Source organism: Nocardioides alkalitolerans (genome assembly GCA_038184435.1).
Taxonomy (GTDB): domain Bacteria; phylum Actinomycetota; class Actinomycetes; order Propionibacteriales; family Nocardioidaceae; genus Nocardioides; species Nocardioides alkalitolerans_A.
The window spans coordinates 2473355-2498854 of sequence record CP116227.1 but is presented as its reverse complement, the minus strand read 5'-3'; the positions used below and the strand labels follow the sequence as shown (position 1 = coordinate 2498854).

The following is a 25500-nucleotide window of genomic DNA, read 5'->3' as shown; positions in this document are numbered from 1 at the left end:
GACCGGAGGGGCTGCCGGATCGGCGTGTCGCGCCCTCGGGTCCGCGTTTTCTTTCCACCACGCCCGGCGGCTCCGGCCCGGGTCCGCGTTTTCCTTCCCCCGAGCCGAGCCGAGCCGAGCCGAGCCGAGCCGCGCCGAGCCGAGCCGGCTACCTCAGCGGTCGATGTCGAGGTTCCGGGTGTCGCGGCCGACGGCCAGGGCGAGCAGGGTGATGAGCCCCATCGCGGAGAGGTAGACCCCGACGAGGAAGGGGCTGCCATCGGCGGCGCCCCACAGCCACACGGCGATGAACGGGGCGACGGCGGCGCCGAGGATCGAGCTGACGTTGTAGGACAACCCCGAGCCGGTGTAGCGCACGTTGGTCGCGAAGAGCTCCGGCAGCAGGGCGCCCATCGGGCCGAAGGTGAGGCCCATGAGGCTGAAGCCGAGCAGGAGCCAGGCCATGACGCCGACGTCGCCGGCCTCGAGGAGCGGCACCCAGCAGAGGCCGAACACGATGATGCCGGTCGTCACGACGAGCAGGTGCGCGCGGCGTCCGAAGCGGTCCGCCACGGGGCCGGAGACCATGGTGAAGATCCCGAAGAACACCACTCCGACGATCATCATGAGCACGAAGCCGTTGTAGGTGTAGCCCAGGCCGGGCACCTCGGCGTCGGTCGCGGCGCGGCCGTAGCTCAGCGAGAACGTCGTCATCAGGTAGAAGAGCACGTAGGTCGCGAGCATGTGGAACGTGCCGAGCACGAGCTCACGGCCGTGGGTGCGGACGACCTCGCCCAGCGGCAGGCGCGTGACGGTGCCCTTGTCGACGGCCCGCTGGAACGCGGCGCTCTCGACGAGCCGCAGGCGCACGTAGAGGCCCACGAGCACCATGACCGCCGAGAACAGGAACGGGATCCGCCAGCCCCACGACAGGAACATGTCGGAGGGCGTCGAGGGGTCGTCGGACGGCATGGCCGCGGCGATGGCGAGGAAAAGGCCGTTGGCGAGGATGAACCCGAGGGGGGCGCCGAGCTGGGGGAAGGTGCCGTACCAGGCGCGCTTGCCCTCCGGCGCGTTCTCGGTGGCGACCAGCGCCGCGCCGCTCCACTCGCCGCCGATGGCGAAGCCCTGCGCGAGGCGCATGAGCACGAGGAGCAGCGGGGCGAGCCAGCCGACGAGCGCGTACGTCGGGAGCAGGCCGATCGCGAAGGTCGCGATGCCCATCGTGAGCAGCGACGCCACGAGGGTCACCTTGCGACCGCGACGGTCGCCGAGGTGGCCGAAGAAGACGGCGCCGAGCGGGCGGGCCACCATCGCGGCGCCGAACACCGCGAACGACGCCAGCAGCGCCGTCGTGTCGTTGCCGGCCGGGAAGAACAGGTGCGGGAAGACCAGCACCGCCGCGGTGGCGTAGATGTAGAAGTCGTAGAACTCGATCGTCGTGCCGACGAGGCTGGCGACGAGCACCCGCGAGCGCGGGTTGGCGGGCTCGGACGTGACGTCGGAGGCGCGCTCGGGGGTGGGCGGGGTGGCGGACTGCTGGGCGGTGGTCATCGGTCTTTCCGGCCGGGGAGGGGGACCGGAGCACGCTACGCCCGACGTCTCGCGCAGCGAGAATCCGGTCTCGCCCAGCGACCCGACTCAGGAACCGGCCAGGTCGTCGTCCAGCTCGTCGCGCCGCTCCGCCATCTCCCGCACGAGCGCCGACATGAACGCGATCGCCGCGGGGCGTCGCAGGGCCCGCGGCGGCAGCAGCGCGACGAACGTCTTCGTCATGCGCACCTCGTCGGGGAGCAGGCGCACCAGGCCGGGCGTCGAGCGGGCGAGGAAGTCGGGGAGCAGGCCGACGCCGCCGCCGGCGACGGTCAGCTCGTGCTGCACGAGCACGCTCGTGGAGCCGAGCCGCACGGCGTCGACGGGGATGCCCGCCTCGGTGAGCCCGAGCTCGTCGACGCGCTGGAGGGCGTCGATGTAGTAGACGATCGGGTGCTCGGCCAGGTTCGCCGGGGTCACCTCGCCGGCGCGCTCGAGGTAGGACGGCGCCGCGTAGAGCGAGAGGCGGTAGTCGGTCAGCGGCGTGACCTCGAAGCCCCGGGACGGCGGCGTGCCCACCCCGATCTCGACGTCGACGCCCGTGGCCTGGCCGAGCGGGCGGGTGGCGGCGACGAGGTCGAGGCTCACCCCGGGGTGGGTCCGCTGCACGCGGGCCATGGCGGGCGCGACGAAGACGGCGGCGAACGCCTCGGTGGAGGCGATGCGCACGTGGCCGGCCACGTCGCGGTCCGGGCGCGCGGCCTGGCTCGCCGCGTCCATGGCCCGCGCCACCTGCTCGGCGGCCGGCAGGATCGCCCGCCCCAACGCCGTCAGCTGCACGCCGGAGAGCGACCGGTCGAGCACCCGGTCGCCGAGCTCCTTCTCGAGGCTGCCGATGCGTCGCGAGACGGTCGTGTGGTCGATGCCGAGAGCCACACCGGCCTGCACGAACGAGCGCGCACGCGCCACCTCGAGCAGGATGAGGAGGTCGTCGGCGCGCACGCTCCGGACCCTAGTCGAGCCTGCGGGAGGCCGTGCATTTCCGCACAGGCACCCCGCCCGACCCCTCATTGCGCGCACCTGACCGAAGGTCGAGCATGGATCGTCGAGTGGTCCGCGTCACGCGACGCCCGTCACGCCGCGGACCCACCTCCACGTTCCCTCGTAGAAAGCAGCAGGCATGCGCATCGGCTGGATCGGACTGGGCAACATGGGCGCCCCCATGAGCGGGCGGCTCGTCGCCGCGGGCCACGAGGTCCACGGCTACGACCTCGCAGAGGCGGCGCGTGAGGCCGCCGCGGCGCAGGGCGTCACGGTCGAGGACACGGTGGCCGCGACGGTCGCCGGGGCCGACGTCGTCGTCACGATGCTCCCCAACCACGGCATCGTCACCGCCGTCCTCGACGGCCCCGACGGCGTGCTCGCGCACGCCGAGCCGGGCGCGGTCGTCATCGACTCGTCCACCATCGACATCGACGCCGCGCGCTCCCTCCACGCGTCGGTCTCCGCCGCCGGGTTCCGCTTCCTCGACGCCCCGGTCTCCGGCGGCATCTCGGGTGCGGCCGCCGGCACGCTCACCTTCATGGTCGGCGGCGACGCGGCCGTGCTCGAGGAGGTGCGCCCCGTCATCGAGGTGATGGCCGGCCGGATCTTCCACACCGGCGGGCCCGGCAACGGCCAGGCCGCCAAGCTGACCAACAACATGATGCTCGGCATCACCCTCGCCGCGACGGCGGAGGGCGCGGTGCTCGCGGAGCGCCTCGGCCTCGACGCGACCACCTTCTGGGAGCTCGCGCAGGTGTCCTCCGGCGACAGCTGGGCCCTGCGCACCTGGTACCCGGTGGCCGGCGTCGTCGAGACCGCCGCCGTCAACCGTGACTTCACGGGCGGGTTCGCCACCGCGCTGCTGCGCAAGGACCTCGAGCTCGCCCTCGCGGCGGGGGAGTCCACCTCCACCGCCCTCCCGTTCGCCACCGCCGTCCGTGACCGGATGGACCAGCTCGTCGAGCTCGGCCTCGCCGACCGCGACTGCTCCGTCCTCGTCAAGCTCGTCGACGGCGAGCTCACCTCACCGGCGCGCGACGAGGCCGTCGCCCGCACCCTCAGCCAGGAGACCACCGCGTGACCACCAGCACCACCCCCACCAGCGCCCGGAGCGTCCCCCCGGCCGGTCGCTCCAACCTCCGCAAGGTCGTCGCCGCCTCCATGGCCGGCACGATCGTCGAGTGGTACGAGTTCTTCGTCTACGCGACCGCGGCCATCCTCGTCTTCCCCGCCCTCTTCTTCCCCGAGAGCGACCCGACGGTCGGCACGATCGCCGCCCTCGGCACCTACGCGGTCGGCTTCATCGCCCGCCCGATCGGCGGCCTCGTCTTCGGTCACTACGGCGACAAGTTCGGCCGCAAGCGCCTGCTGCAGCTCTCCCTGGTGCTGGTCGGCGTCTCCACCTTCCTCATGGGTGCGCTGCCGACCCACGCCCAGATCGGGTACGGCGCGGCCGTCCTCCTCGTGCTGCTCCGCTTCGTGCAGGGCTTCGCCGTCGGCGGCGAGTGGGGCGGCGCCGTGCTCCTCGTCGCGGAGCACGCGCCGGACAACCGTCGCGGCTACTGGGCCAGCTACCCGCAGGCCGGCGTGCCGGTCGGCAACCTCATCGCCACGCTCGTGATGCTCGGCCTGTCGGCGGCGCTGAGCGAGGAGGCCTTCCTCAGCTGGGGCTGGCGCATCGCGTTCTTCGCCTCCGCGATCATCGTGCTCGTCGGCTGGTACGTGCGCACCAAGGTCGAGGACGCGCCGATCTTCAAGGCCGCGCTCGAGAAGGAGGAGGCCGAGAAGGCGACCCGCTCGACCGTGCTCGACGCGATCAAGTACCGCCCGAAGCAGGTCGTCGTGGCCATGGGCCTGCGCTTCTGCGAGAACATCATGTACTACATGGTCGTCACGTTCACGATCTCGTACCTGCGCCAGGACCACATCGGGTTCGACGTCCAGCACGTCCTGCTGCTCCTGCTCGTCGGCCACCTCTCCCACGTCTTCGTGGTGCCGACCGTCGGCCTGCTCTCCGACATCTACGGCCGCCGCCCCGTCTACCTCGTCGGCGTGCTCGGCACCGCCACGTGGGGCTTCTGGGCCTTCCCGATGATGGACACCGCCAACGACCTGCTCGTCGTCGTGGCCATCGTCGGCGGCCTCGCCATCCAGGGCCTCATGTACGCCCCCCAGCCCTCGCTGATGTCGGAGATGTTCCCGACCCGCATGCGGTACGCCGGGGTGTCGCTCGGCTACCAGGTGACCGCGATCGTCGCGGGCTCGATGGCGCCGATCATCGCCGTCGCGCTGCTCGACAAGTACGACAGCACCACGCCGATCGCGATCTACCTCGCCGCTGCCGCGCTCGTCAGCCTCGTCGCGCTCGCCTTCGCGCAGGAGACGAAGGGCACCTCGCTCACCGCCCTCGACGACGAGTACGACGCGCGCTGAGCGCTCCCGACCACCGATCCCGAACGATCCAGGAGTGAAGATGACCCAGACCATCGAGACGCCCTCCGGCGACCACCTGATGCTCATCGGCGGCGAGCGCGTCGCGGCCGCCGCCGGCGAGTGGATCGACGTCACCTCGCCCGGCCGCCGCGGACTCTCGCTCGGCCGGACGCCCCGGGCCCGCGAGGAGGACGCCGACCGCGCCGTACGCGCTGCTCGTGCCGCCTTCCCCGCGTGGCGCGCCACCCACTTCAAGGACCGTCAGCTCGCGCTGCTCAAGGCGGCCGACGCGCTCGAGGCCGCGGCCGAGGAGCTGGCCCAGCTCACCGCGATCGACACCGGCAACGCGCTGCGTCCCCAGGCGCGTCCGGAGTCGCAGACGCTCGTGGCGCTGTTCCGCTACTTCGGTGGCGTCGCGGGCGAGTTCAAGGGCGTCACGCTGCCGGCCGGCGACGACCAGCTGCAGTACACGCGTCGGGAGCCGCTCGGCGTCGTCGCGGGCATCCTGCCGTGGAACTCCCCGCTCATGATCGCGGCCATGAAGGTGCCGGCGGCGCTGGCGGCGGGCAACACGATCGTGCTCAAGGCCGCGGAGGACGCGCCGCTCACCATCATCCGGATGGCGGAGCTCGTCGCGCCGTACCTGCCCGACGGCGTGCTCAACGTGCTCACCGGGTACGGCGCGGAGGTCGGTGAGGCGCTCGTGCAGCACCGCGGCGTCGACAAGGTCTCGTTCACGGGGTCGAGCCGGGTCGGTCACCACGTCGCGTCCGCGGCGGGGGAGCGGCTGGCGCACGTCTCGCTCGAGCTGGGCGGCAAGAGCCCCAACATCGTGTTCCCCGACGCGGTCGCGGGCGACCGCCTCGCCACCACGGCGACGGGCGTGCTCACCGCGATGCGCTTCACCCGCCAGGGCCAGTCGTGCACCGCCGGTTCGCGGCTCTTCGTGCACCGCGACGTGTACGACGAGTTCCTCGCCGAGCTGGTCTCCCAGGTCGACCGGCTCGTCGTCGGCGACCCGCTGGACGAGGCGACCGACATGGGCGCGATCATCAACCAGAAGCAGTTCGACCAGATCAAGTCCTACATCGCGGACGGCCGTTCGCAGGCCGGCGTCGAGGTGCCGCTCGACCGCTCCGAGCAGGTGCCGGACGGCCTCGACGGCTTCTACCAGGGCCCGACCATCTTCTCGGCGGTCTCCAACGACTGGCGCATCGCGCAGGAGGAGATCTTCGGCCCCGTGCTCGTGGCCATCCCGTGGTCCGACCGCGACGAGGTCGTGCGCATGGCCAACGACTCGCACTACGGGCTCGCGGCGTACGTCTGGTCCCAGGACCTGACCGCCGCCCTCGACACGGCCCACCGGATCGAGTCCGGGTGGGTCCAGGTCAACCAGGGCGGCGGCCAGATGGTCGGCCAGAGCTACGGCGGCTACAAGTCGTCGGGCATCGGGCGCGAGTTCTCCATCGAGGGCGCGATGGAGTCGTTCACGCAGATCAAGCAGGTCAACGTGAAGCTGGGCTGACCGCCCGCTGATCGCTCGACCGCCGAGGCGGTCGTCGCCGGGGCATCAGCCCCCGGTGACGACCGCCTCGAGCTGGTCGAGGCCCCAGTGCAGGTCCTCCTCGGAGACCACCAGCGGCGGCGCGAGGCGGATGGTCGAGCCGTGGGTGTCCTTGGCCAGCACGCCGCGGGCGAGCAGCGCCTCGCAGACCGCGCGGCCCGTGCCCACGGTCGGGTCGATGTCGACGCCCGCCCAGAGGCCGCGTACCCGTACGGCGAGCACGCCGCGGCCGACGAGGGCCTCGAGCCGCTCGCGCAGCACGAGCCCGAGGCGCTGCGAGCGCTCCTGCGGCTCCCCGCTCGCCAGCATCTCGACGACCTTGGTGCCGACCGCGCAGGCCAGGGCGTTGCCGCCGAAGGTCGAGCCGTGCTGGCCCGGGTGCAGCACGCCGAGCACCGCGCGGTCGGCCACGACGGCCGAGACCGGCACGATGCCGCCGCCGAGGGCCTTGCCCAGCACGTAGAGGTCGGGCACGACGTCCTCGTGGTCGCACGCGAAGGTGCGGCCCGTGCGGCCCAGCCCGGCCTGGATCTCGTCGGCGGCGAAGAGCACGTTGTGCCGCGTGGTGATCTCGCGGACGTCGCGCAGGTAGCCCGCCGGCGGGATTACCACGCCGCCCTCGCCCTGGATGGGCTCGATCAGCACCGCCACCGTGTTGGGCGTGATGGCGGCCTCGAGGGCCGCGGCGTCGCCGTACGGCACGCTGGTGAAGCCCGGCGAGAACGGGCCGAAGCCGTCCCGCGCGTCGGGGTCGTCGGAGAAGCCGACGACCGTGGTGGTGCGGCCGTGGAAGTTGCCGGTCGCGACGATGATCTCGGCGCGGTCGACCTCGACGCCCTTGACGTCGTAGCCCCACTTGCGGCTCACCTTGATGGCGGTCTCGACAGCCTCGGCGCCCGTGTTCATGGGGAGCACGAGCTCCTTGCTGCACAGGTCGCCGAGCGCGGCGCAGAACTCGCCGAAGCGGTCGTGCACGAAGGCGCGGCTGGTCAGCGTCAGCTGGTCGAGCTGGGCGTGGGCGGTGGCGAGCAGCTCGGGGTGACCGTGACCGAAGTTGAGGGCGGAGTAGCCGGCCAGCATGTCGAGGAAGCGCGTGCCGTCGACGTCGGTCATCCAGGCGCCCTCGGCGTGGGACACCACCACGGGGAGCGGGTGGTAGTTGTGCGCCGTGCGCTCCTGTGCCTGCTGGAAGAACGCCTGGCTGCGCGGCACGCCGTTGCCGTCGGCGGTGGTGCGGCCCTCGTCGATCGTGCTGGTCATGCGTCGCCTCCTCTGGTTGCGGCAGGTCCGGATTGTCGGACAATCGGACCGGCGCTCACCCTAGCGTCTCTGCGCCGGAGCGCCACCTCCACCGTCGCAGGACGACGCGTGAAGTCAAGCCGGGCGCTCAGCGCGGCAGCACGACCTCGACCGTCGTGTCACCCGGGCGGCTGGCGAGGCCGACCGTCCCGCCGTGCGCCTCGACGATGGCGCGGACCAGGGCGAGCCCGAGCCCGGAACCGCCGGCGGCGCCGCCGTCGGGGCCGCGACCGGGGTCGTCCGCGCTCCCGCGCACCCGGGCCGTGTCGCCGCGCACGAACCGGTCGAACGCCGAGGCTGCCAGGTCCGGCGGGAACCCGGGGCCGTCGTCGTGCACGCGCAGCGCGACGCGGTCGGCCTGGAGGACCGCGGCGACCGTCACCGTGGTGCCGTCGGGCGTGTAGCGCCGGGCGTTGGACAGCAGGTTGGTCACCACCTGGTGGAGGCCGTGCGCGTCGCCCGTCACCTCGACGGCCTCGTCGGGCAGGTCGAGACGCCACCGGTGGGCCGGGGCCAGCACGCGGGCGTCCTCGACCGCCTCGAGGAGCAGCATCGTGACGTCGACGGGCTCGTGGCCGAGCGGACGTCCGGCGTCGAGGCGCGCCAGCATGAGGAGGTCCTCGACGAGCCGCCGCATGCGGCCCGACTCGCCCTCCACCTTCGCCAGCGCCGTGCGGGCGGCGTCGGCGTCGTCGGGCCGTCGGCGCGCCAGCTCGGCGTACCCCACGATCGTCGCCAGCGGCGTGCGCAGCTCGTGGGAGGCGTCCGCCACGAACTGCCGCACCTGCTGCTCGCTGCGGTGCCGCGCGGTCATGGCGGCGTCGACGTGGGCGAGCAGCGTGTCGAGGGCGGCGCCCACCTGGCCCACCTCGGTGCGCGCGTCGCGCAGGTGCGCGGGCACCCGGCCGGCGAGGTCGACCTCGCCCTCGGCGAGCGGCAGCGTGGCGACCTCGTGGGCGGTGGCGGCGACGTCGCGGAGGGGGCGCAGCTGGCGGCGTACGACGAGGGTCGCGGCCGCACCCGCCAGGAGCACCGCGGCGAGCCCGATGAGGAGCTCGTAGCCGACGAGCGAGCGCACGGCGTCGTCGACCGCGTCGGTGGGGAGGCCGGCGACCACCACGGTGCCGTCGTCCCCGCGCGTCGCGACCACGCGGTAGGAGCCGAGGGCGACGAGGTCGACCGCGTGGACGGAGCCGTCCGCCGGCACGTCGGCGAGCTGCTCGAGCGCTGCCGTCGCCACCGCCCGCTCGCCGCACACCTGCTCGGTCAGCACCCCGCCGCGGGCGCCGTCGGCCGTCGCGCTGCCGTCCGGCAGCACCGCGAGGAGCGTGCCGGGGCCCTGGTTGCCGGGCACGAAGCGGTCGCAGCCGCCCCCCGCGGATCCCCCCGTGGACTCCTGCGGCCGGTCGCCCTCCGGTGGCCGGAAGCTGCCGCCGCCGGCCCGCGGCAGGATCGAGGTGACCTCGTCGTCGAGCCGGTCGGTGAGGTTGGCCCGCATCGCCAGCGTGGTCGCCGCGCCGATGGCGAGGGCCAGCAGCGTGGTGAGCAGCACCGTGGCGAGCACGAGCCGCGAGGTCAGGGTCGCGAAGCGACGCCGCACGGGGGCCGGGGACCGCACGGGGTCAGTCCGCCGGCTTCAGCACGTAGCCGGCGCCGCGCATGGTGTGGATCATCGGCGCGCGCCCGGCGTCGATCTTCTTGCGCAGGTAGGAGATGTAGAGCTCGACGACGTTGGCCTGGCCGCCGAAGTCGTAGTTCCACACCCGGTCGAGGATCTGCGCCTTGCTCAGCACCCGGCGCGGGTTGCGCATGAGGAAGCGCAGCAGCTCGAACTCCGTGGCGGTCAGGGCGATCTCGGTGCCGTCGCGCCGCACCTCGTGGCTGTCCTCGTCGAGCGTGAGGTCGCCGACGACCAGCACGTTCTCCAGCTCGGCCGCGCGCGCCCCCGCCCGGCGCAGCAGCGCGCGCAGACGGGCGACGACCTCCTCGAGCGAGAACGGCTTCGTCACGTAGTCGTCCCCGCCGGCCGTCAGGCCCGCCACCCGGTCCTCGACCGCGTCGCGGGCCGTCAGGAAGAGCACGGGCACGTGGGGGTCGACGACGCGCACCCGGCGCAGCACCTCGAGGCCGTCGAAGTCCGGCAGCATCATGTCGAGCACGACGACGTCCGGCCCGAACTCCTTCGCGGCCGCGACCGCCGTGGCGCCCGCGTGCGCCATCCGGGTCTCGAACCCCTCGTAGCGCAGCGCCATCGCGACCAGCTCGGCGAGGTTGACCTCGTCGTCGACGACGAGGACGCGCAGGGGGGATCCGTCGGCGCGGGTGAGCTCCATGCACGGAAGCCTGCCGGACGAACGTGTGAGTTCGCTGTGCGTCGCCTGTGGACGGTTCCACAGTTCCCCCTGCGCGCACGCACAGCCGCGGCACAGCCGCCGTCCGCACCGTCGTCGCCATGGACGACGAGCACCGCACCGCCCCGCCCCCGTACGCCGCCACCCCGCCCCCGCCGGGCCCGCAGCCCCCGCCGTACCCGCCCCTGCCGCCGGTGCCCCACACGGTCGCGCCCCCCGCGGACCGGGCCCCCCGCCGGCTGGGCCTGGTCGCCACCGCCGGCGTCGCCCTGGCCTCCGTCGTGCTGGGCGCCGGCGGAGCGCTGGCGGTCGGTGCCCTCAGCAGCGGGTCCGCGGCGGACGACGGCGGGCCGGGCGGGTTCGGCGGGGCGGGCGGTCCGGGCGGCGGGTTCGCGCCGGGTCAGGTCCAGCCGGGTCAGGGACAGCAGGGGCAGGTGCCGGGTCCGCCCGGCTAATCGGTTCGCGGCGGCCTGGGGCCCTGGGGGATGATGGTCGGCGCTGTGCGCATCGACTACCCACCCCAGCTGCCGGTCTCGGCCCGCCGCGACGACATCGCGGCCGCCATCCGCGACCACCAGGTCGTCATCGTCGCCGGCGAGACCGGGTCGGGGAAGACCACCCAGCTGCCGAAGATCTGCCTCGAGCTGGGCCGCGGCCAGGTCACCGAGCACACGGGGCGGGACGGCAAGGTACGTCGCCGCGGCGGCCTCATCGGCCACACCCAGCCCCGCCGGATCGCCGCCCGCTCCGTCGCGGAGCGCATCGCCGAGGAGACCGCGACCGAGCTGGGCGACCTCGTCGGCTACCAGGTGCGGTTCACGGACAAGACGTCCCGCAGCAGCCGGGTGAAGCTGATGACGGACGGCATCCTGCTCGCCGAGCTCCAGCGCGACCGCGACCTGCGCCGCTACGACACGATCATCATCGACGAGGCCCACGAGCGGAGTCTCAACATCGACTTCCTGCTCGGCTACCTGCGCCGGCTCCTGCCGCGGCGGCCCGACCTGAAGCTCGTCATCACCTCGGCGACGATCGACCCGGAGCGGTTCGCGGCGCACTTCGCCGACCGCCACGGGAAGCCCGCGCCGATCATCGAGGTCTCGGGCCGCACGTTCCCGGTGGAGGTGCGCTACCGCCCCCTCATCGAGCTGCCCGAGGAGGACGAGGACGGCGAGGCCGTCGTGCGCGACCAGACCGAGGCGATCGTCGACGCGGTGAAGGAGCTCTCGGGCGAGGGACCCGGCGACGTGCTCGTCTTCCTGCCCGGCGAGCGCGAGATCCGCGACACCGCGGAGGCCCTCGGCGACCTGGCGAAGGTGCAGGGGCCGCGGGGCATCGACGTGCTGCCGCTCTACTCCCGCCTCTCCGCCGCGGAGCAGCACCGCGTCTTCAAGCCGACCGGCTCGCGGCGCCGCATCGTGCTGGCGACCAACGTCGCGGAGACCTCGCTGACGGTGCCGGGCATCCGGTACGTCGTCGACTCCGGCGTCGCCCGCATCTCGCGCTACTCGGCCCGCACCAAGGTGCAGCGCCTCCCCATCGAGCCCATCAGCCAGGCGAGCGCCAACCAGCGCTCCGGCCGGTGCGGCCGCGTCGCGGAGGGCATCGCGATCCGGCTCTACTCCGAGGAGGACTTCGAGAGCCGCCCCGAGTTCACCGACCCCGAGATCCTCCGCACCAACCTGGCGAGCGTCATCCTGCAGATGACCAGCCTCGGGCTCGGCGACATCGGGCGCTTCCCGTTCGTGGAGCCGCCGGACAAGCGCAACATCACCGCCGGCACGCAGCTTCTGGAGGAGCTCGGCGCCCTCGGGGACGGTCGCCTCACCGACGTCGGCCGTCGGTTGGCGCGGCTGCCGATCGACCCGCGGCTCGCGCGGATGATCCTCGAGGCCGAGCAGCGCGGCTGCGTGCGTGAGGTCATCGTCATCGCCGCCGCGCTCAGCCTGCAGGACCCCCGCGAGCGTCCCGCCGAGCAGCAGGCGCAGGCCGACCAGGCCCACGCCCGGTTCAAGCACGAGTCGGGCGACTTCCTCACCTGGCTGCAGCTGTGGCGCCACCTGAAGGAGCAGCAGCGCGACCTCTCCGGCAGCGCCTTCCGGCGGATGTGCAAGGCGGAGTTCCTCAACTACGTGCGGGTGCGGGAGTGGCAGGACTTCGAGTCCCAGCTGCGCCAGGTCTGCAAGGAGATGGGCGTCGAGATCGGCCAGCCCGCCGACCAGCCCGACGCCGACGGCATCCACCAGGCGCTGCTGTCGGGCCTGCTCTCGCAGATCGGTCTGCTCGAGGAGCGCGACAAGGAGGCGTCGCGGACGAAGGGGCGCCGCCCGGGCGCGCGGGAGTACCTGGGCGCCCGCTCCACCCGTTTCGCCATCTTCCCCGGCAGCGTGCTCAAGGGCCGCAACCCGCAGTTCGTCATGGCCGCCGAGCTCGTCGAGACCGGTCGGCTGTGGGCGCGTCAGGTCGCCGGCATCGACCCGTTGTGGGCCGAGCGCCTCGGCGCGCACCTCGTGAAGCGCACCTACGCCGAGCCGCGCTGGTCGAAGAAGCGCGGCAGTGCGGTCGCGAACGAGCGCGTGACCCTGTACGGCGTGCCCCTGGCCGCCGACCGCACCGTGCAGCTCGGTCGGGTCGACCCCGAGCTCGCCCGCGAGCTGTTCCTCCGCCACGCCCTCGTGCACGGGGAGTGGGGCGCCGCCGAGACCGGCCGGCACCGCTTCCTCGCCGAGAACCAGCGGCTGCTCGAGGAGGCGGAGGCGCTCGAGCACCGGGCGCGCCGCCGCGACATCGTGGTCGACGAGCACACCCTCTTCGACTTCTACGACGCGCGCGTGCCGGCGAGCGTCGTCAGCGCCGCGCACTTCGACCAGTGGTGGAAGCGCGAGCGCCAGAAGCGGCCCGACCTCCTCGTCTTCGACCCGTCGATGCTCACCCACGACACGGCGGCCGAGATCCAGGCCCACGACTACCCGGAGGAGTGGCGCGCCACCGGCGCGGGCGGCGGGCACCTGACCTTCCCCATCAGCTACCACTTCGAGCCCGGGGCCGCCGACGACGGCCTCACCATCGACGTACCGCTCGCGTCGCTCAACCAGCTCGAGCCCGGGGACTTCTCGTGGAACGTGCCCGGGTTGCGCGAGGAGCTCGTGACCGCGCTCATCCGGTCGCTGCCCAAGCACCTGCGCACGTCGCTCGTGCCGGCGCCCGACCACGCGCGGCGCTTCCTGGCGGAGACGCCGCCGGGGGAGGAGCCGCTGCTGGACGCGCTGGAGCGGTACGCCCGGCACGCCTCGGGTGCGATCGTGCCGCGGGACGCGTGGGACTGGTCGAAGGTGGCGCCGCACCTGCGCCCGACGTTCCGCGTCGTCGACCCCGACGGCGGGGAGGTGGCGCGCGGCAAGGACCTGGTGACGCTGGCCGAGCCGCTGCGACCGTCGTTGGAGCAGGCGATCGCCGACGTCGCCGCCGACGCCGGGCAGACGGTGACGGGCGCGACGACCTGGGTCTTCGGGTCGATCGAGCCGTCGTTCACGCAGCAGCGGGCGGGACACGAGGTGCGGGGCTTCCCGACGCTCGACGACGAGGGCGCGAGCGTCGCGCTGCGGGTCGTCGGCTCGAAGGACGAGCAGGAGGCGCGGCACCGGCTCGGCGTGCGGCGCCTGCTCCTGCTGGCGCTCGCGGCCGAGCAGCCGGGCCTGCTCAAGCGGGTGGCGGACTCGTTGAGCACGACGGACAAGCTGGGGCTGGTGGGCTCGCCGTACCCCTCCATCCCCGACCTGCTCGAGGACTGCCGCACCGCGGTGGTGACCGAGGCCGTCGACGCGCGCCCGGCGGTGCGGGACGAGCGGGCCTTCGCGGCCCTGCTCGGGGTGGTCCGAGGCGACCTCGAGGCGCGGGTGCGGGGCGTCGTCGCCGACGTCGTGCGGGCGCTGGCCGCGCACCGGGCGGTGGACAAGCGGCTGACCGGCCGCGCCGAGATCCACCTGCTCGACGCGCTCACCGACCTCAAGGAGCAGCTCGCCGGGCTCGTGCACGTCGGGTTCGTGGCGGAGGCGGGGCCGGCGCAGCTGCGGCGCTACCCGACCTACCTGCGGGCGATGGAGGAACGGCACCAGCGGCTCGTCACCGGCGGGGTGCCCGCGGTGCAGAAGGACCGTCAGCTCATGGGCCAGATCGTCGACCTGCAGGGCTCGTGGGCCCACCAGGTCGCGGCGCTCCCGCCTGGCCGCCCGCCCGGCGCCGCGCTGCGGACGGTGCGGTGGCTGCTCGAGGAGTACCGCGTCTCCCTCTGGGCGCAGCAGCTCGGCACCGCCGTCGCCGTCAGCGACGCCCGCATCCGCAAGGCGCTCGCGGGCTGAGGTCTGCTGCGTCGAGTTGGGTTGTACGGCGCGGCGTTCGCGTCGAGTTGTCACGTACGGCGCGGCTGGTGCGTCGAGTTGTCACGTACGCCGCGGCGTACGCGCCGAGTTGGCAGTTGCGCACCGGTCAGCGGTACGGCGCGGCCGAGCCCACGCCGGGAGCTCCGTGCTCGCCGGGCTCCCGCCCGGGCGGAGGAAAGTGCGCCGGCCGCCCGCGTCGGGGAGGAAAACGCGGACCGCGCAGGCTCGGGCCTCGGCGTGTCGGGACCAGGGGTCCGCCTTTCCTTCGTCCCGTCCGGGAGCGTGTCCGCGTTTTTCTTCCCGGCCTCGTCCGCCGCGCCGTTCGACCCATCTCGACGCGTTCGCCGCGCCGTACATGACAACTCGACGTCCACGCCGGCGACGTACGAGCAAGCTCGACGCACGATCCCCTCGGGCCGGGGGCGTAACCTCGACGGCGATGCCTGAATCGACCACGCCTCGTCACCACCGTCCGACGCGTCCCGGGTCCGCCTTCTTCGAGGCCCGCACCGGGGGCGTCGATCCCGCGCAGCTCGGCGCCGCCGCCGAGCGGGCCGCGACGGCCCTCGTGCGGGGGCCGCGCGAGGCGGAGGGGGAGACCGGAGCGCTCGCGGAGCGCGTCGTGGGACTGGCGGAGACCGAGGGGCTCGAGACGCTCGCCGAGCTGTGGTCGGGCGCCCCGGCCGACACGTTGTCGGGGTGCCTGTGGCGGCTCTACGTGCTGCGTGCCTGGGTGCACGCCGACCCGCACGAGGCGGCGCGCCAGTTCGAGGCGGGACGCCGTCTGGCCCCGGTCGCCCGCGTGGTGGCGGGGGTCGCCGAGCCGCCGGGTCCCGACGAGCTGCGCCGGATGATCGACGACGTGCTGCGCGGCATCGTCGAGCGGGAGTTCGCCGACGTGCTGCTCCGCGCCGCCGCGTTCGCCCGCGTCGTCGCCGCGGGGCGCACCGAGCCCGGTCGCGCCGACGCCGGGCCCGAGGTCGAGCGCGTGCTGCTCATGTCGGAGCAGCTCGAGCACGCCGGCCACCTCGAGCTGGCCGGCGCGCTCGCCTGACCCGCCCCCCGCGCGGGTCAGGGTCACGGGTTGCCCCGCCGCTCAGAGCGGCGTGAGCTCCGTGACGGTCCAGCCGGAGCCGTCACGCTCCAGCCCCACCGAGAGCTGCGCTGCCGAGACGGTCGTCTCGGCGTCGCCCGCCCGCTGGCTGGTCTGGTCGAGGAACACGAGCACCTGGGCTGTCCCCTCGGTGAGCTCCTGCACCGCGACCGACGACACCCGGGCGGTCAGCACGAGCTCCTGGCCGGGTGCCTGCTCGGCGAGCCCGGAGTAGAGCACGTCGAACTCCTCGCGCGCCGCGCCGCGGAGCAGCTCGTCGGCGGCTGCCGTGGTGGCCTCGGGCGCTGCGTGGTCGTAGCTGAGCACCCGCGTCAGCGTCTGGGTCGCCGCGGCCTGCACCTCCGCCGTACCGGTGGCGTCGACGAGGGCGTGGTTCTCGGCGGCCGGCGTCGAGCGGAGGCCGTCGGCCTGCGTGAAGGCGTAGACGCCGAACGCGACGAGCAGCGCCGCCGCCACCCACGGCCCGAGCAGGGCGACGCGTCGCCCGATGGTCGCCGCGCTCACAGCGTCACCGCCACCTGCTGGAGGTTCTCCAGCAGCCAGGCGCCGTCCACCTCGCGGAGGTCGGCGGCGAAGCGGTTGCGCTTGACGGTGGGCTCCGCGCCGGCGTCGTCGTTCTCGGTGACGGTCACCTCGACCGAGACGAGCACGGTCGCCGTCGCGCCGTCCAGGTCCAGTACCGCCGCGTCGACGACGCGGCCCACCGACGTCGTCCCGAGCTCGCCGAGCATGCCGCGGCTGCCGTCGTCGACGTCCGTCATCTGGTCGTGGAGCATGCCGGTGGTCGCCGCGCCCCACGCCTCGAGGCCGCCGGCCACGTCGCGGCTGTCCATGGTGGTCAGCGTCGCGACGTGGGTGCGGGCCGCGACGAGCACGGCGTCCCGCTCGGCCGCGCGGTGCAGCCCGTCGTCGTGCTCGGCCAGCCACCACGAACGGCCGCCGAGGGCGGCGACCACCACGGCCACGACCAGCACCAGCCAGGGGAGGCCGGCGCGGAGCCGCTGCTGCCGCGTCCGCGCCGCGTCCCCGGGAGAGGCGGAACCCGCAGCCGCCCCCGAATCTGACTCCGAGTCCGACTCCGGGACCGACCCCGGCTCGGCCTCCTGCTCCGTGCGCGTGTCGAGCGTCATCCGATTCCTCCCATGAGGTCCTCCAGGCTGGTGGCGTCGCGGATCACGACGGGTGCGCCTCCGGTGGGGCGCGCCGTACCGGGGTCCACCGGCACGGCCAGGTCGTCGAGGTTGCTGGGCACGGCGCCGGGTCCGCGCACGTTCGACGGGCCGCTGGTCAGCGTGCAGCCGGCGTCGGTGTCGAACGCGCCGCCCCCGGTGGCGTCGCCGGCGCGTCGGGGCGTGCCCTCGTACCCCGTCGTGCAGGGCAGCGGGTTCGCGAAGTTGGGCACGAGCGACAGGTTCAGGCTGCCGGTGCTCGTGACGGCCCAACCGGCGCTCACGGCGTCGGGCAGGCGGATCATCAGGTCCTCCACGCCGGCGCTGTTGACGCCGAACACCTGGGCCGGCGTCACCAGGTTGGTGAGCAGCAGGCCGAGCGGGCGGCCGACCTCGGCGACGAGGTCGCGCAGCTGCAGGGCGGCCTGCGGGGTCGCGCCGATGAGGGCGCGCAGGTCGCCGTCGGAGTCGGCCAGGGTGGCGGCGAGCAGCTCGAGGTCGCCGCTGAACGAGCGGATCGCGTCGGCCGAGGCGACCTGGCGGTCCAGCACGGTCGCCGAGCTCTCGATGAGCCGCGTGGTGACGAGGAAGTTGGCGTCGGCGGTGCGGGCCCACTCCAGCGACGTCTGCACGAGCTGTGCGACGTCGGGGGAGACCCCGCGGGCCGCGAGGTAGGTCTCGTCGACGACGGTCCGCAGCGCGTCCTCCGGCACCGAGGCGACGAAGTCGCGGCCCGAGCGGAGGACCGCGTCGAACGCCGGCGGCACCGTCGCGTCGGCCGCGACCACGCGGTCCCCGTCGGCCAGCACGGTGTGGTCACCGTCCGCGCCGTCCCCGCTGCCGCCGGCCTCGCGCGGCACCAGGTCGAGGTACTGCTCGCCGATCGCCGACCGGTTCGCCACCGTGACGGCGACGTCCGCGGGCACGGGGGGCGCGTCGGCGTCGAGCACGATCCGCACGTCGGTGCCCGTGTCCGTCACCTCGAGCGCGTCGACCGTCCCGATCGACACGCCCCGGTAGGTCACCTCGCTGCCCTCGAAGAGGCCGGAGGCGTCGCCGAGCTCGATCGTCACCCGCGTGTCGTCGCGGAACGGGTCGATCCCGACGTAGGTGCGCAGCAGGTAGCCCGTCGCCAGCAGCCCCAGCACGAGGAAGGCGGCGACCTTGACCTTCACGGCGGTGGTGATCACGGCTCGCTCCTCGGCGTCGTGGGGGCGGTCGTCGGCGCCGGACTGCCCGTCGGCTCGCGGTCCGGCGACGTGGGTACGCCGCTGGGCCCGGTCGTCGCGGGCGCCGTCGGCGAGCCCGTGGGCCCGGTCGGGGGAGCCGAGGGAGACGCGGACGGGGACGCGGACGGGGACGCCGACGGCGGGGTCGACGGCGGAGCGGTCGTGGCGTCCGACGTCGGCACGGTGACGGTCGGCGACGGCAGGCCGGGCGTGGCCGAGCTCGTCGGGGGCAGCAGGTAGGCGCCCCGCGCGGCGCTGCCCCCCGCTGCCGGCGGCTCCAGCGACGGCTGCAGCCAGGCGCAGCCCATCGCGGCGCAGTCCTCGGGCACGCTCGCGAAGGCGGTCGTGACGAAGACGTTGAGGTAGTCGCCCCGGATCGCCCCCGTCACCGCGTCGGGGAACGGGTAGGTGAGCAGGAGGCCCAGCGCGTCCGGGAGGTCCTGGCCGGCGGCGGCCAGCTGCTCGAGGACGGGCGCGAGGGTCTGGAGGTCGGCGACGATGTCCTCCTGCGCGGCGTCGAGGGTGTCGACCGCGACGTCGGAGAGGCTGTCGAGCGCCTCCAGCATCGCGACGAGCTGCGGTCGCTGCTCCTCCAGCGCGGCGAGGCCGGGGTGGAGACCGTCGAGGGCGGTGGTGATGCGCTCCTGGTCCGCCTCGAGGGTCGCCGACAGGTCGGCGAGCGAGTCGATCGCCGCGGTGATCGATTCCTTGCGGGCGTCGAGCTGGGTGACGAAGCCGCTCAGCTGCTGGATGAAGGTGCGCACGCGATCGGGGTCGTCGCCCGAGATGGCCTGCAGCTCGGTGGAGATCTCCTGGAACTGGGCGATGCCACCGCCGTTCAGCACCATCGACAGCGCACCGAGCACCTGCTCGACCTGCGCGGCCTCGTCGCTGTCGGCCCGCTCGATCCGGTCGCCGGAGACGAGCCGGTCACCCGACGCGCCCGCGGGACCCGAGGTGCCCGAGGAACCCGCCGGGCGCACGAGCGCGACGTACTTCTCGCCGAGCAGCGACGTCTGCTGGAGCCGCGCGGTCGTGCCGACAGGCAGCGGGACGTCGCCGTTGACGAGCAGGTCGACCTCGGCGCCGAGACCGTCGTCCGCGAGCCGGACCGCGGTGACCCGGCCGACGGCGACCTCGTCCACCTTGACGGCCGACTGCGGCACGAGGTCGAGCACGTCGGTGAACTCGACGGTGAGGGTGACGGGGTCGTCGCCCACGTCGGCACCGCCGGGCAGGGGGGCCTCGTAGATCCCGTCGTCGAGGATGCCGCAGCCGGTGAGCGCGCCGGCGGCCAGGGCCGCGCCGAGCGCGACGCCGACGGCCCGGGTCGCGAGCCCGCGCCTCATCGGTCCGTCTCCCCGATGCCGGGCAGCAGCACGGGCGGCGCGTCGCTCGAGGAGCGGGCGCTGAGGCCGTCGGAGCTCCACAGGTTGGCCTCGTTCAGGTTGGCGCGTCCCTGCAGGCTGCCGGACGCGGGGTCGTAGGCCTGCAGGAAGTTCTGCAGCGTCAGCGGCGCCATGCGCAGCAGCTCCTCGAGCGACGCGCGCTGGTTGACGAGCGTCTGGGTGGGGCCGACGAGGTTGTCCACGCTCGTGCGGAGCGCGGACCGGTTGTCGGCGATGAAGTCGTCGAGCACGGCGAGCGCCGCCCCGAGCTCCTGCACGGCGGTGGCGAGGTCGTCGCGGTCGGCCGCGAGGTAGTCGGCGACCTCGGCGAACCGGGAGGTGGCCGAGCCGACGGTCTCGTCGTTGACCTCGAGCATCTCGCTCAGCTCGGCGAGGTGGCCGATGGTCGCGAAGAGGTCGGCGTCGACCCCGGAGACGGTGGCGGAGAGGTCGCTGAACTCGCCGATCATCGTGTTGAGGTCGGCCCCCGTGCCGTCGAGGTTCTCGGCGGCGACCTCGAGGAAGGCGGAGAGCGCGCCGTCGGCGTTGGCGCCGTTGGGGCCGAGGCGGGTGCTGACGTCTTCGAGGCTGGTGTAGAGCTCGTCGATCTCGACCGGCACTGCGGTGCGGTCGGCATCGATGACGTCGCCGTCGGCGAGGGCCTCGCCCTCGGTCCACGGCTCGGTCAGCTGCACGTAGCGGTCGCTCACGACCGTCGGGGCCACGATCACGGCGGCGGTGTCCGCCGCGACCTTGCGGCCGGGGTCGAGGCGCATCGTGACGCGGACGGCCTCCACGCCGGGCTCGATCTCGGTGACCTCCCCGACGGGCACGCCGAGCACCTGCACGTCGGACCCCACGTAGAGGCCCACCGCCGAGTCGAAGTCGGCGACGACGGTGGTGCTCCGCCCGTCGACGTACGCCGAGCGTGCGGTGACCGCGAGCACGACGGCCGCCAGGACGAGCAGGAGGGCGCCGCTGCGGAGCAGCCGGGCGCGGCGGTCGCGGGAGCGCTGGGCGCGGGTGCTCACGAGCCACCTCCGGCGGTCGGGGCGCAGGTGCGCTCGACGTCGTTGTCGAGCTGGGGGGAGCCGTCGGCCGCGTAGAGGCCGCAGACGTAGGCGTCGACCCAGCGGCCGTTGCCGGTCGCCGAGGCGAGCAGGCGGTAGTAGGGCCCGAGCCGCGCCAGGGACGCGTCGAGCCCCCCCTGGTTGCGGGTGAGGATCTCCGCGACGGTGTCGAGCTGGGCGAGCGCCGGCGCCAGGGTCGCCTCGTTGTCGGCGACGAGGCCCTGCAGCTGCTCGCCGAGCCGGGTGGTGCCCTCGAGGAGGGCGCTCACGGTGGCCCGCCGCGCGGCGAGCTCCTCGAGCAGCAGGTCGCCGTCGACGAGCAGGTCGGCGATCTCCTCGTTGCGGCTCGCCAGGGTGCCGGTGACCTGCTCGGCCGCCTCGAGCAGGCCCGCGAGCTCCTCGTCGCGGCTCGAGACGGTGCGCGAGAGCTCCGCGAGCCCGGTGACGGTCGCGCGGACCGCCTCGGGGGTGTCGGCGAAGGCGGTCGTGAGGGCCTCGAAGCTGGCCTCGAGCTGCTCGGTGTCGATCTCGCCGACCGTCGTGGAGAGCTGGGAGAAGGCGGCCGTCACGTCGAACGGCGTGCTCGTGCGCTCGACCGGGATGGTGCCGTCGAGGTCGCCGCGCCCCGCGGGCTCCACGGCCAGGTACTTCTGGCCGAGCAGCGTCTTCACCTTCACCGCCGCGCGGGTCTCGGAACCGAGCTCGACGTCCTTGACGCGGAAGGTGACCTCGACGACGTCGCCGTCGAGCTCGAGGCCGGTCACCTCGCCGACGCGCACGCCGGCGACCCGCACCTCGTTGCCGGCGCGCAGCCCGCCCGCCTCGGCGAACTCCGCCGTGTAGGTGCGGCCCCCGCCGACGAGCGGCAGCGCCGCGGCGTTGAAGGTGAGGAGGAAGACGCCGACGAGGGCGAGCACGCCGACGATGGCGACGACGACGCGGTTGCGCTCCGCGAAGGCGGTGGGGTGGCGGCGCCGCATCACCGGCACCTCGCTGCCACCGGCTCGATGCCCAGGTCGCCCGTGTAGCCCTCGGGCAGCGGGATGAGCCCCTGCACCGAGCAGGCGTAGAAGTTCAGCCACGAGCCGTAGCTCCCGACCCGGCCCAGCGCGTCGAGGCGTCCCGGCAGGTTGGCGAGCAGCGTGTCGATGGTGTCGCTGGCGTCCGCGAGGTTCCCGGCGAGGTCGCCGAGCCCGACGATCGACTCCTGGAGTGGCGCCCGTCCCTCGTCGAGGAGGTCGGCGACGCTGACGGAGAGCGAGCCGAGCCCGTCGAGGGTGGCGCCGATCGTGTCGCGGTCGGCCGCGAGCCCGCTGACGAGCTGCTGGAGCGTCACGATGGTGGCGTCGACCTCGTCGGTGCGGCTCTCGACGGTCTCGAGCACGGATCCGAGGCTGGTGATGAGCTGGCCGATCACGGCGTCCTTCTGGGCGAGGGTGGTGGTGAGGCGGCCGGTGCTCTCCAGCAGCGTGTCGACGGAGGCGCCGTCCCCCTGGAAGACGGCGAGCACCTGGCCGGAGAGGGTGTTGACGTCCTCGGGGTCGAGGAGCCGGAAGAGCGGGTGGAAGCCGTTGAACAGGAGCGTGAGGTCGAGCGCCGGCGAGGTGGCGTCGAGCCCGAACTCGTGGCCCGGGGCGATCGGGTCGCCGCCCTCGGGCGTGGTCGGCGGCTGCAACGCGATGTAGCGCTGCCCGACGAGGTTGCGGAACCGCAGCTCCAGGGTCGTGCCCGCGGGCACGGCCACCTCGTCGCTCACGGTGAAGGTGACCTCGGCGAGGCCGTCGTCGGCCACGGCGATGTCGCGGACCGCGCCGACCTTGACGCCGGCCATGCGGATGTCGTCTCCCTCGTTGAGGCTCGTGGCGTCGGTGAACCGCGCGGTGAACTCCCCGCCGCCCCCGCTGCCGTTGCGGATCGTGGCGGCCAGCGCCAGCGTCGCGAGCACGGTGACGAGCGTGAACACGATGCTCTTCACCGCGACCGGACCGAGTCCGTTCCTCATCGCAGCACCACCTCCGCACCCCGGAGCGACGGGCCGAGCAGGAGGCTCGCCCAGTCGGGGTACTCGTCGGGCGCCAGGCCCTGGCCGGGGGCCACGAGCTCGGCGATCAGCTGGTTCTCGGCGGGCGAGTTGGCGTCGCCCAGGCCGACCGCGAGCGCCTGCTGCGCCGGGGTCGCCGAGCCCTCGCCCGCGACGTACGACTCCAGGAGGTCGGCCGTCGGCGGTCGCACGCTGGCGGGCTCGGAGCCGGCGGTCTCCCGCGCGCTCGACCGCGAGGACACCGTGTAGGGGCAGCGCGGCTGCCCGTCCGTGCGGTAGGTCGGCCGGTCCGCCCCGCGCTGGTAGGCGCCGCTGACGTCGCCGATGCTCAGCGTGACCTGCACGCCGGGCTCCGCGGTCCCCACCCCGAGGACCTCCTCCATGACCGGCTCGAAGTCGGCGACGGACCGCAGCACGCAGGGGAACTGCGCGGCGTACGGCGCGACCGCGGCCAGCGCCTCCCGGCTCTCCTCCGCGAGCACGACGATGGTCTGCTGGTTGGCGGTGAGCCAGGCGTCGGTGCTGGTCGCGGCTGCGGTCACCCCGGCGTACAGGTCGTCGAGGGTCGTGCGCTCGTCGACGAGCGTGGTCGCGGTGACGGTGAGGTCCTCGAGCGCAGCGAGCAGGTCGGGCGCGGCGACGTCGTAGACGTCCGCCACCTCGGCGAGCCGCTGGAGGTCCTCCGTCAGGGTGGGGACGTACGGCGCGAGCTCGGTGAGGTAGGACCCCCACAGCTCCATCGACTCGCCGATCGAGGCGCCCTGGCCGCGGAGCGCCAGCGTCAGCTCGCCCAGCGTCGCCGCGAGCTTCTGCGGCTGCACGGCCTGCAGCACCGGCAGGAGCTCGTCGAGCACCTCCTCGAGCTCGACGGCCTCGTCGGAGTCGTCCTGCCGGATGGTCGCACCGTCGGCCAGGCCGCTGCCGGTGCGCGCGCCCTTCGCGAGCAGCTGCACGTAGCGCTCGCCGAACAGCGTCTTGGGCAGGAGCCGGGCCACCGTGTCCGGGGGGAGCCCGTCGGCGACGTCCGGCTCGAGGGCCAGCACGAGGCGGGCGCCGTCGGCGGTCGCCCGCACCTCGGTCACCTCCCCGACGGGCACGCCGTTCAGCTTCACGTCGGAGCCCTTCTGCAGCGCGTTGCCGACCGAGCCGGTCGTCAGCACGACCTCGGTGCGGGAGGTGAACGCCTGGTCGTAGGCCAGCACGACGCCGCCCGCGCCGAGCGCGACGACGAGCAGGAGGACCAGGCCGAGCACGAGGTCCACGGGACGGCGAGCGTGCTCGTTCATCCGGCCACCCGCACGGTCGTGGTGGTGCCCCAGAGCGCCATGGAGAGCGCCAGGTCGAGGATCGCGACCGTCACGATGCTCCGGCGCACGGCCGTGCCCACCGCGACGCCGACGCCCGCGGGGCCGCCCGTCGCGGTGAAGCCGAGCCGGCAATGGATGAGGATGATGAGCACGGCGAAGACGACGACCTTGACGAACGAGCCGAGGATGTCGGCCGGGGGGAGGAACAGCCCGAAGTAGTGGTCGTAGGTGCCCGCCGACTGTCCGTAGAAGTAGACCGTCACGGCGCGGGAGCCGGCCCACGAGACGAGCAGGCCCACCACGTAGAGCGGCACGATCGCGACGACCCCGGCGATGACGCGGGTGGTCACGAGGAACGCCAGGCTCGAGACGCCCATGACGTCGAGCGCGTCGACCTCCTCGTTGATGCGCATCGCGCCGAGCTGGGCCGTGAACCCCGAACCGACCGTGGCCGACAGCGCGAGCGCGGCGACGAGGGGCGCGATCTCACGGGTGTTGAAGTACGCCGAGACGAAGCCGTTGAGGGCCGCGGTGCCGATCTGGTCGAGGGCCGAGTAGCCCTGCATGCCGACGACCGTGCCGACGAAGAGGGTCATGCCGACCATCACGCCGATCGTGCCGCCGATGACGGCGAGCGCACCGGTGCCGAAGCTGACCTCCGACAGGAGACGCACGATCTCCTTGAGGTGGTGGCGCAGCGTGCGGGGCACGGACGCGAGCACCGTGAGGTGGAACCGCAGGCCGGCGCCGAGCGACGCGAGCCGGTCGAGCGGCGTGGTGACCACCGAGGTCAGGGGGCCGAGGGGGAGCGCCATCAGGCCCCCTTGCCGGGCACGAGCTGCAGGTACAGCGTCGTGATGACGAAGTTGACGAAGAAGAGGAGCAGGAAGGTCACGACGACCGCCTGGTTGACCGCGTCACCGACGCCCTTCGGCCCGCCGGCCGCGTTGAGGCCGCGGTGGCAGGCCACGATGCCCGCGATGAAGCCGAAGATGACGGCCTTGAGCTCGCCCACCCACAGGTCGTTCAGCTGGGCCAGCGCGGTGAAGCTCGACAGGTAGGCGCCCGGGGTGCCGCCCTGCACGATCACGTTGAAGACGTAGCCGCCGATGACGCCGACGACCGACACGAGCCCGTTGAGCAGCACCGCGGCGAAGATGCAGGCGATGACCCGGGGCACGACGAGGTGCTGCACCGGGTCGACGCCCATCACCCGCAGGGCGTCGATCTCGTCCCGGGTACGGCGCGCGCCCAGCGCCGCGCAGATGGCCGCGCCGCCGGCACCGGCGATGACGAGGGTCGTGACGATCGGCGCCGCCTGCTGCACGACGGCGAGCACGCTGGCGGCGCCGGTGAAGGACTGGGCGCCGATCTGGCGGGTCAGGGTGCCGAGCTGGAGCGCGATCACCGCGCCGAACGGGATCGCGACGAGCATCGCGGGCACCCAGGAGACGCTGACGACGAACCAGAACTGCTCGAGCAGCTCCCGCGCCGCGAAGGGGCGACGGAAGATGGCGCGCACGGTGTCGAGGGCCAGCGCGAAGAGGTCGCCGGTGGTGCGGAGCGCCCGCGTGACCGCGGCGCTCCGGGGCGGGAGCGG

The 25500-nt window shown here is 73.7% G+C and carries 21 protein-coding genes; 6 read left to right on the top strand and 15 right to left on the bottom strand.

Annotated features, from left to right (window positions below):
* Positions 1 to 153: 153 nt before the first annotated feature.
* Both PIR53_11910 and PIR53_11905 read right to left on the bottom strand, forming a co-directional pair.
* Positions 154 to 1533 carry an MFS transporter gene (locus PIR53_11910; GenBank protein ID WZH50726.1) on the bottom strand — a complete coding sequence of 460 codons (1380 nt, stop codon included), beginning with the start codon at positions 1531 to 1533 and terminating at the stop codon, positions 154 to 156.
* 87 nt (positions 1534 to 1620) lie between these two features.
* Positions 1621 to 2514, bottom strand: a complete 894-nt coding sequence (locus PIR53_11905; GenBank protein ID WZH50725.1) for a LysR family transcriptional regulator — start codon at positions 2512 to 2514, stop codon at positions 1621 to 1623.
* Between the two features lie 178 nt (positions 2515 to 2692).
* Here PIR53_11905 and mmsB point away from each other — a divergent pair, with 178 nt between their 5' ends.
* From mmsB to PIR53_11890, 3 genes are read left to right on the top strand one after another with little or no spacing between them, the layout of a single operon-like run.
* Positions 2693 to 3637 carry a 3-hydroxyisobutyrate dehydrogenase gene (mmsB, locus tag PIR53_11900; protein ID WZH50724.1) on the top strand — a complete coding sequence of 315 codons (945 nt, stop codon included), beginning with the start codon at positions 2693 to 2695 and terminating at the stop codon, positions 3635 to 3637.
* Entirely contained in the window at positions 3634 to 4989 is a 1356-nt protein-coding gene (locus PIR53_11895; GenBank protein WZH50723.1) for an MFS transporter, read from the top strand. The genes mmsB and PIR53_11895 overlap by 4 nt, the downstream gene beginning before the upstream one ends.
* Before the next feature lie 40 nt (positions 4990 to 5029).
* Positions 5030 to 6514, top strand: a complete 1485-nt coding sequence (locus PIR53_11890) for an aldehyde dehydrogenase family protein (protein ID WZH50722.1) — start codon at positions 5030 to 5032, stop codon at positions 6512 to 6514.
* A 45-nt stretch (positions 6515 to 6559) separates the two neighbouring features.
* On the opposite strand, the gene rocD is transcribed toward PIR53_11890, so the two are convergent.
* From rocD to PIR53_11875, 3 genes are all read right to left on the bottom strand, one after another.
* Positions 6560 to 7813, bottom strand: coding sequence for an ornithine--oxo-acid transaminase (gene rocD, locus PIR53_11885; protein WZH50721.1), 1254 nt, complete (start codon positions 7811 to 7813; stop codon positions 6560 to 6562).
* A 127-nt stretch (positions 7814 to 7940) separates the two neighbouring features.
* Positions 7941 to 9470, bottom strand: a complete 1530-nt coding sequence (locus PIR53_11880) for a HAMP domain-containing sensor histidine kinase (GenBank protein WZH50720.1) — start codon at positions 9468 to 9470, stop codon at positions 7941 to 7943.
* Positions 9471 to 9474: 4 nt separating this feature from the next.
* A complete protein-coding gene (locus PIR53_11875; protein WZH50719.1) occupies positions 9475 to 10185 on the bottom strand; it encodes a response regulator transcription factor in 711 nt (236 codons plus the stop codon).
* A 119-nt stretch (positions 10186 to 10304) separates the two neighbouring features.
* On the opposite strand from PIR53_11875, the gene PIR53_11870 reads away from it, so the two are divergent.
* The 3 genes from PIR53_11870 to PIR53_11860 all read left to right on the top strand — a co-directional run bounded on the left by PIR53_11870 (position 10305) and on the right by PIR53_11860 (position 15636).
* Entirely contained in the window at positions 10305 to 10658 is a 354-nt protein-coding gene (locus PIR53_11870) for a hypothetical protein (GenBank protein WZH50718.1), read from the top strand.
* 33 nt (positions 10659 to 10691) lie between these two features.
* Positions 10692 to 14561, top strand: coding sequence for an ATP-dependent RNA helicase HrpA (hrpA, locus tag PIR53_11865; GenBank protein WZH54445.1), 3870 nt, complete (start codon positions 10692 to 10694; stop codon positions 14559 to 14561).
* A 460-nt stretch (positions 14562 to 15021) separates the two neighbouring features.
* The gene (locus PIR53_11860) at positions 15022 to 15636 is read left to right on the top strand and encodes a hypothetical protein (GenBank protein WZH50717.1); all 615 of its coding nucleotides are present in this window, start codon (positions 15022 to 15024) and stop codon (positions 15634 to 15636) included.
* A gap of 42 nt (positions 15637 to 15678) precedes the next feature.
* Here the strand turns inward: PIR53_11860 and PIR53_11855 are convergent, their stop codons facing one another.
* From PIR53_11855 to PIR53_11810, 10 genes are read right to left on the bottom strand one after another with little or no spacing between them, the layout of a single operon-like run.
* Entirely contained in the window at positions 15679 to 16200 is a 522-nt protein-coding gene (locus PIR53_11855; protein WZH50716.1) for a hypothetical protein, read from the bottom strand.
* On the bottom strand, positions 16197 to 16826 hold the full coding sequence (locus PIR53_11850) for a hypothetical protein (protein ID WZH50715.1): 630 nt from the start codon (positions 16824 to 16826) through the stop codon (positions 16197 to 16199). The genes PIR53_11855 and PIR53_11850 overlap by 4 nt, the downstream gene beginning before the upstream one ends.
* On the bottom strand, positions 16823 to 18055 hold the full coding sequence (locus tag PIR53_11845; protein WZH50714.1) for an MlaD family protein: 1233 nt from the start codon (positions 18053 to 18055) through the stop codon (positions 16823 to 16825). The genes PIR53_11850 and PIR53_11845 overlap by 4 nt, the downstream gene beginning before the upstream one ends.
* On the bottom strand, positions 18052 to 19443 hold the full coding sequence (locus tag PIR53_11840) for an MCE family protein (GenBank protein WZH50713.1): 1392 nt from the start codon (positions 19441 to 19443) through the stop codon (positions 18052 to 18054). Before PIR53_11840 ends, PIR53_11845 begins: the two co-directional genes overlap by 4 nt.
* On the bottom strand, positions 19440 to 20513 hold the full coding sequence (locus PIR53_11835) for an MCE family protein (protein WZH50712.1): 1074 nt from the start codon (positions 20511 to 20513) through the stop codon (positions 19440 to 19442). Before PIR53_11835 ends, PIR53_11840 begins: the two co-directional genes overlap by 4 nt.
* A complete protein-coding gene (locus PIR53_11830; GenBank protein WZH50711.1) occupies positions 20510 to 21532 on the bottom strand; it encodes an MCE family protein in 1023 nt (340 codons plus the stop codon). Before PIR53_11830 ends, PIR53_11835 begins: the two co-directional genes overlap by 4 nt.
* Positions 21532 to 22554, bottom strand: a complete 1023-nt coding sequence (locus PIR53_11825; protein ID WZH50710.1) for an MlaD family protein — start codon at positions 22552 to 22554, stop codon at positions 21532 to 21534. Before PIR53_11825 ends, PIR53_11830 begins: the two co-directional genes overlap by 1 nt.
* Complete coding sequence (locus PIR53_11820) at positions 22551 to 23879, bottom strand: MCE family protein (protein WZH50709.1); 1329 nt, start codon at positions 23877 to 23879, stop codon at positions 22551 to 22553. The genes PIR53_11825 and PIR53_11820 overlap by 4 nt, the downstream gene beginning before the upstream one ends.
* Entirely contained in the window at positions 23876 to 24715 is an 840-nt protein-coding gene (locus PIR53_11815) for an ABC transporter permease (protein ID WZH50708.1), read from the bottom strand. Before PIR53_11815 ends, PIR53_11820 begins: the two co-directional genes overlap by 4 nt.
* The gene (locus tag PIR53_11810; protein ID WZH54444.1) at positions 24715 to 25437 is read right to left on the bottom strand and encodes an ABC transporter permease; all 723 of its coding nucleotides are present in this window, start codon (positions 25435 to 25437) and stop codon (positions 24715 to 24717) included. Before PIR53_11810 ends, PIR53_11815 begins: the two co-directional genes overlap by 1 nt.
* Between the last annotated feature and the right edge of the window lie 63 nt (positions 25438 to 25500).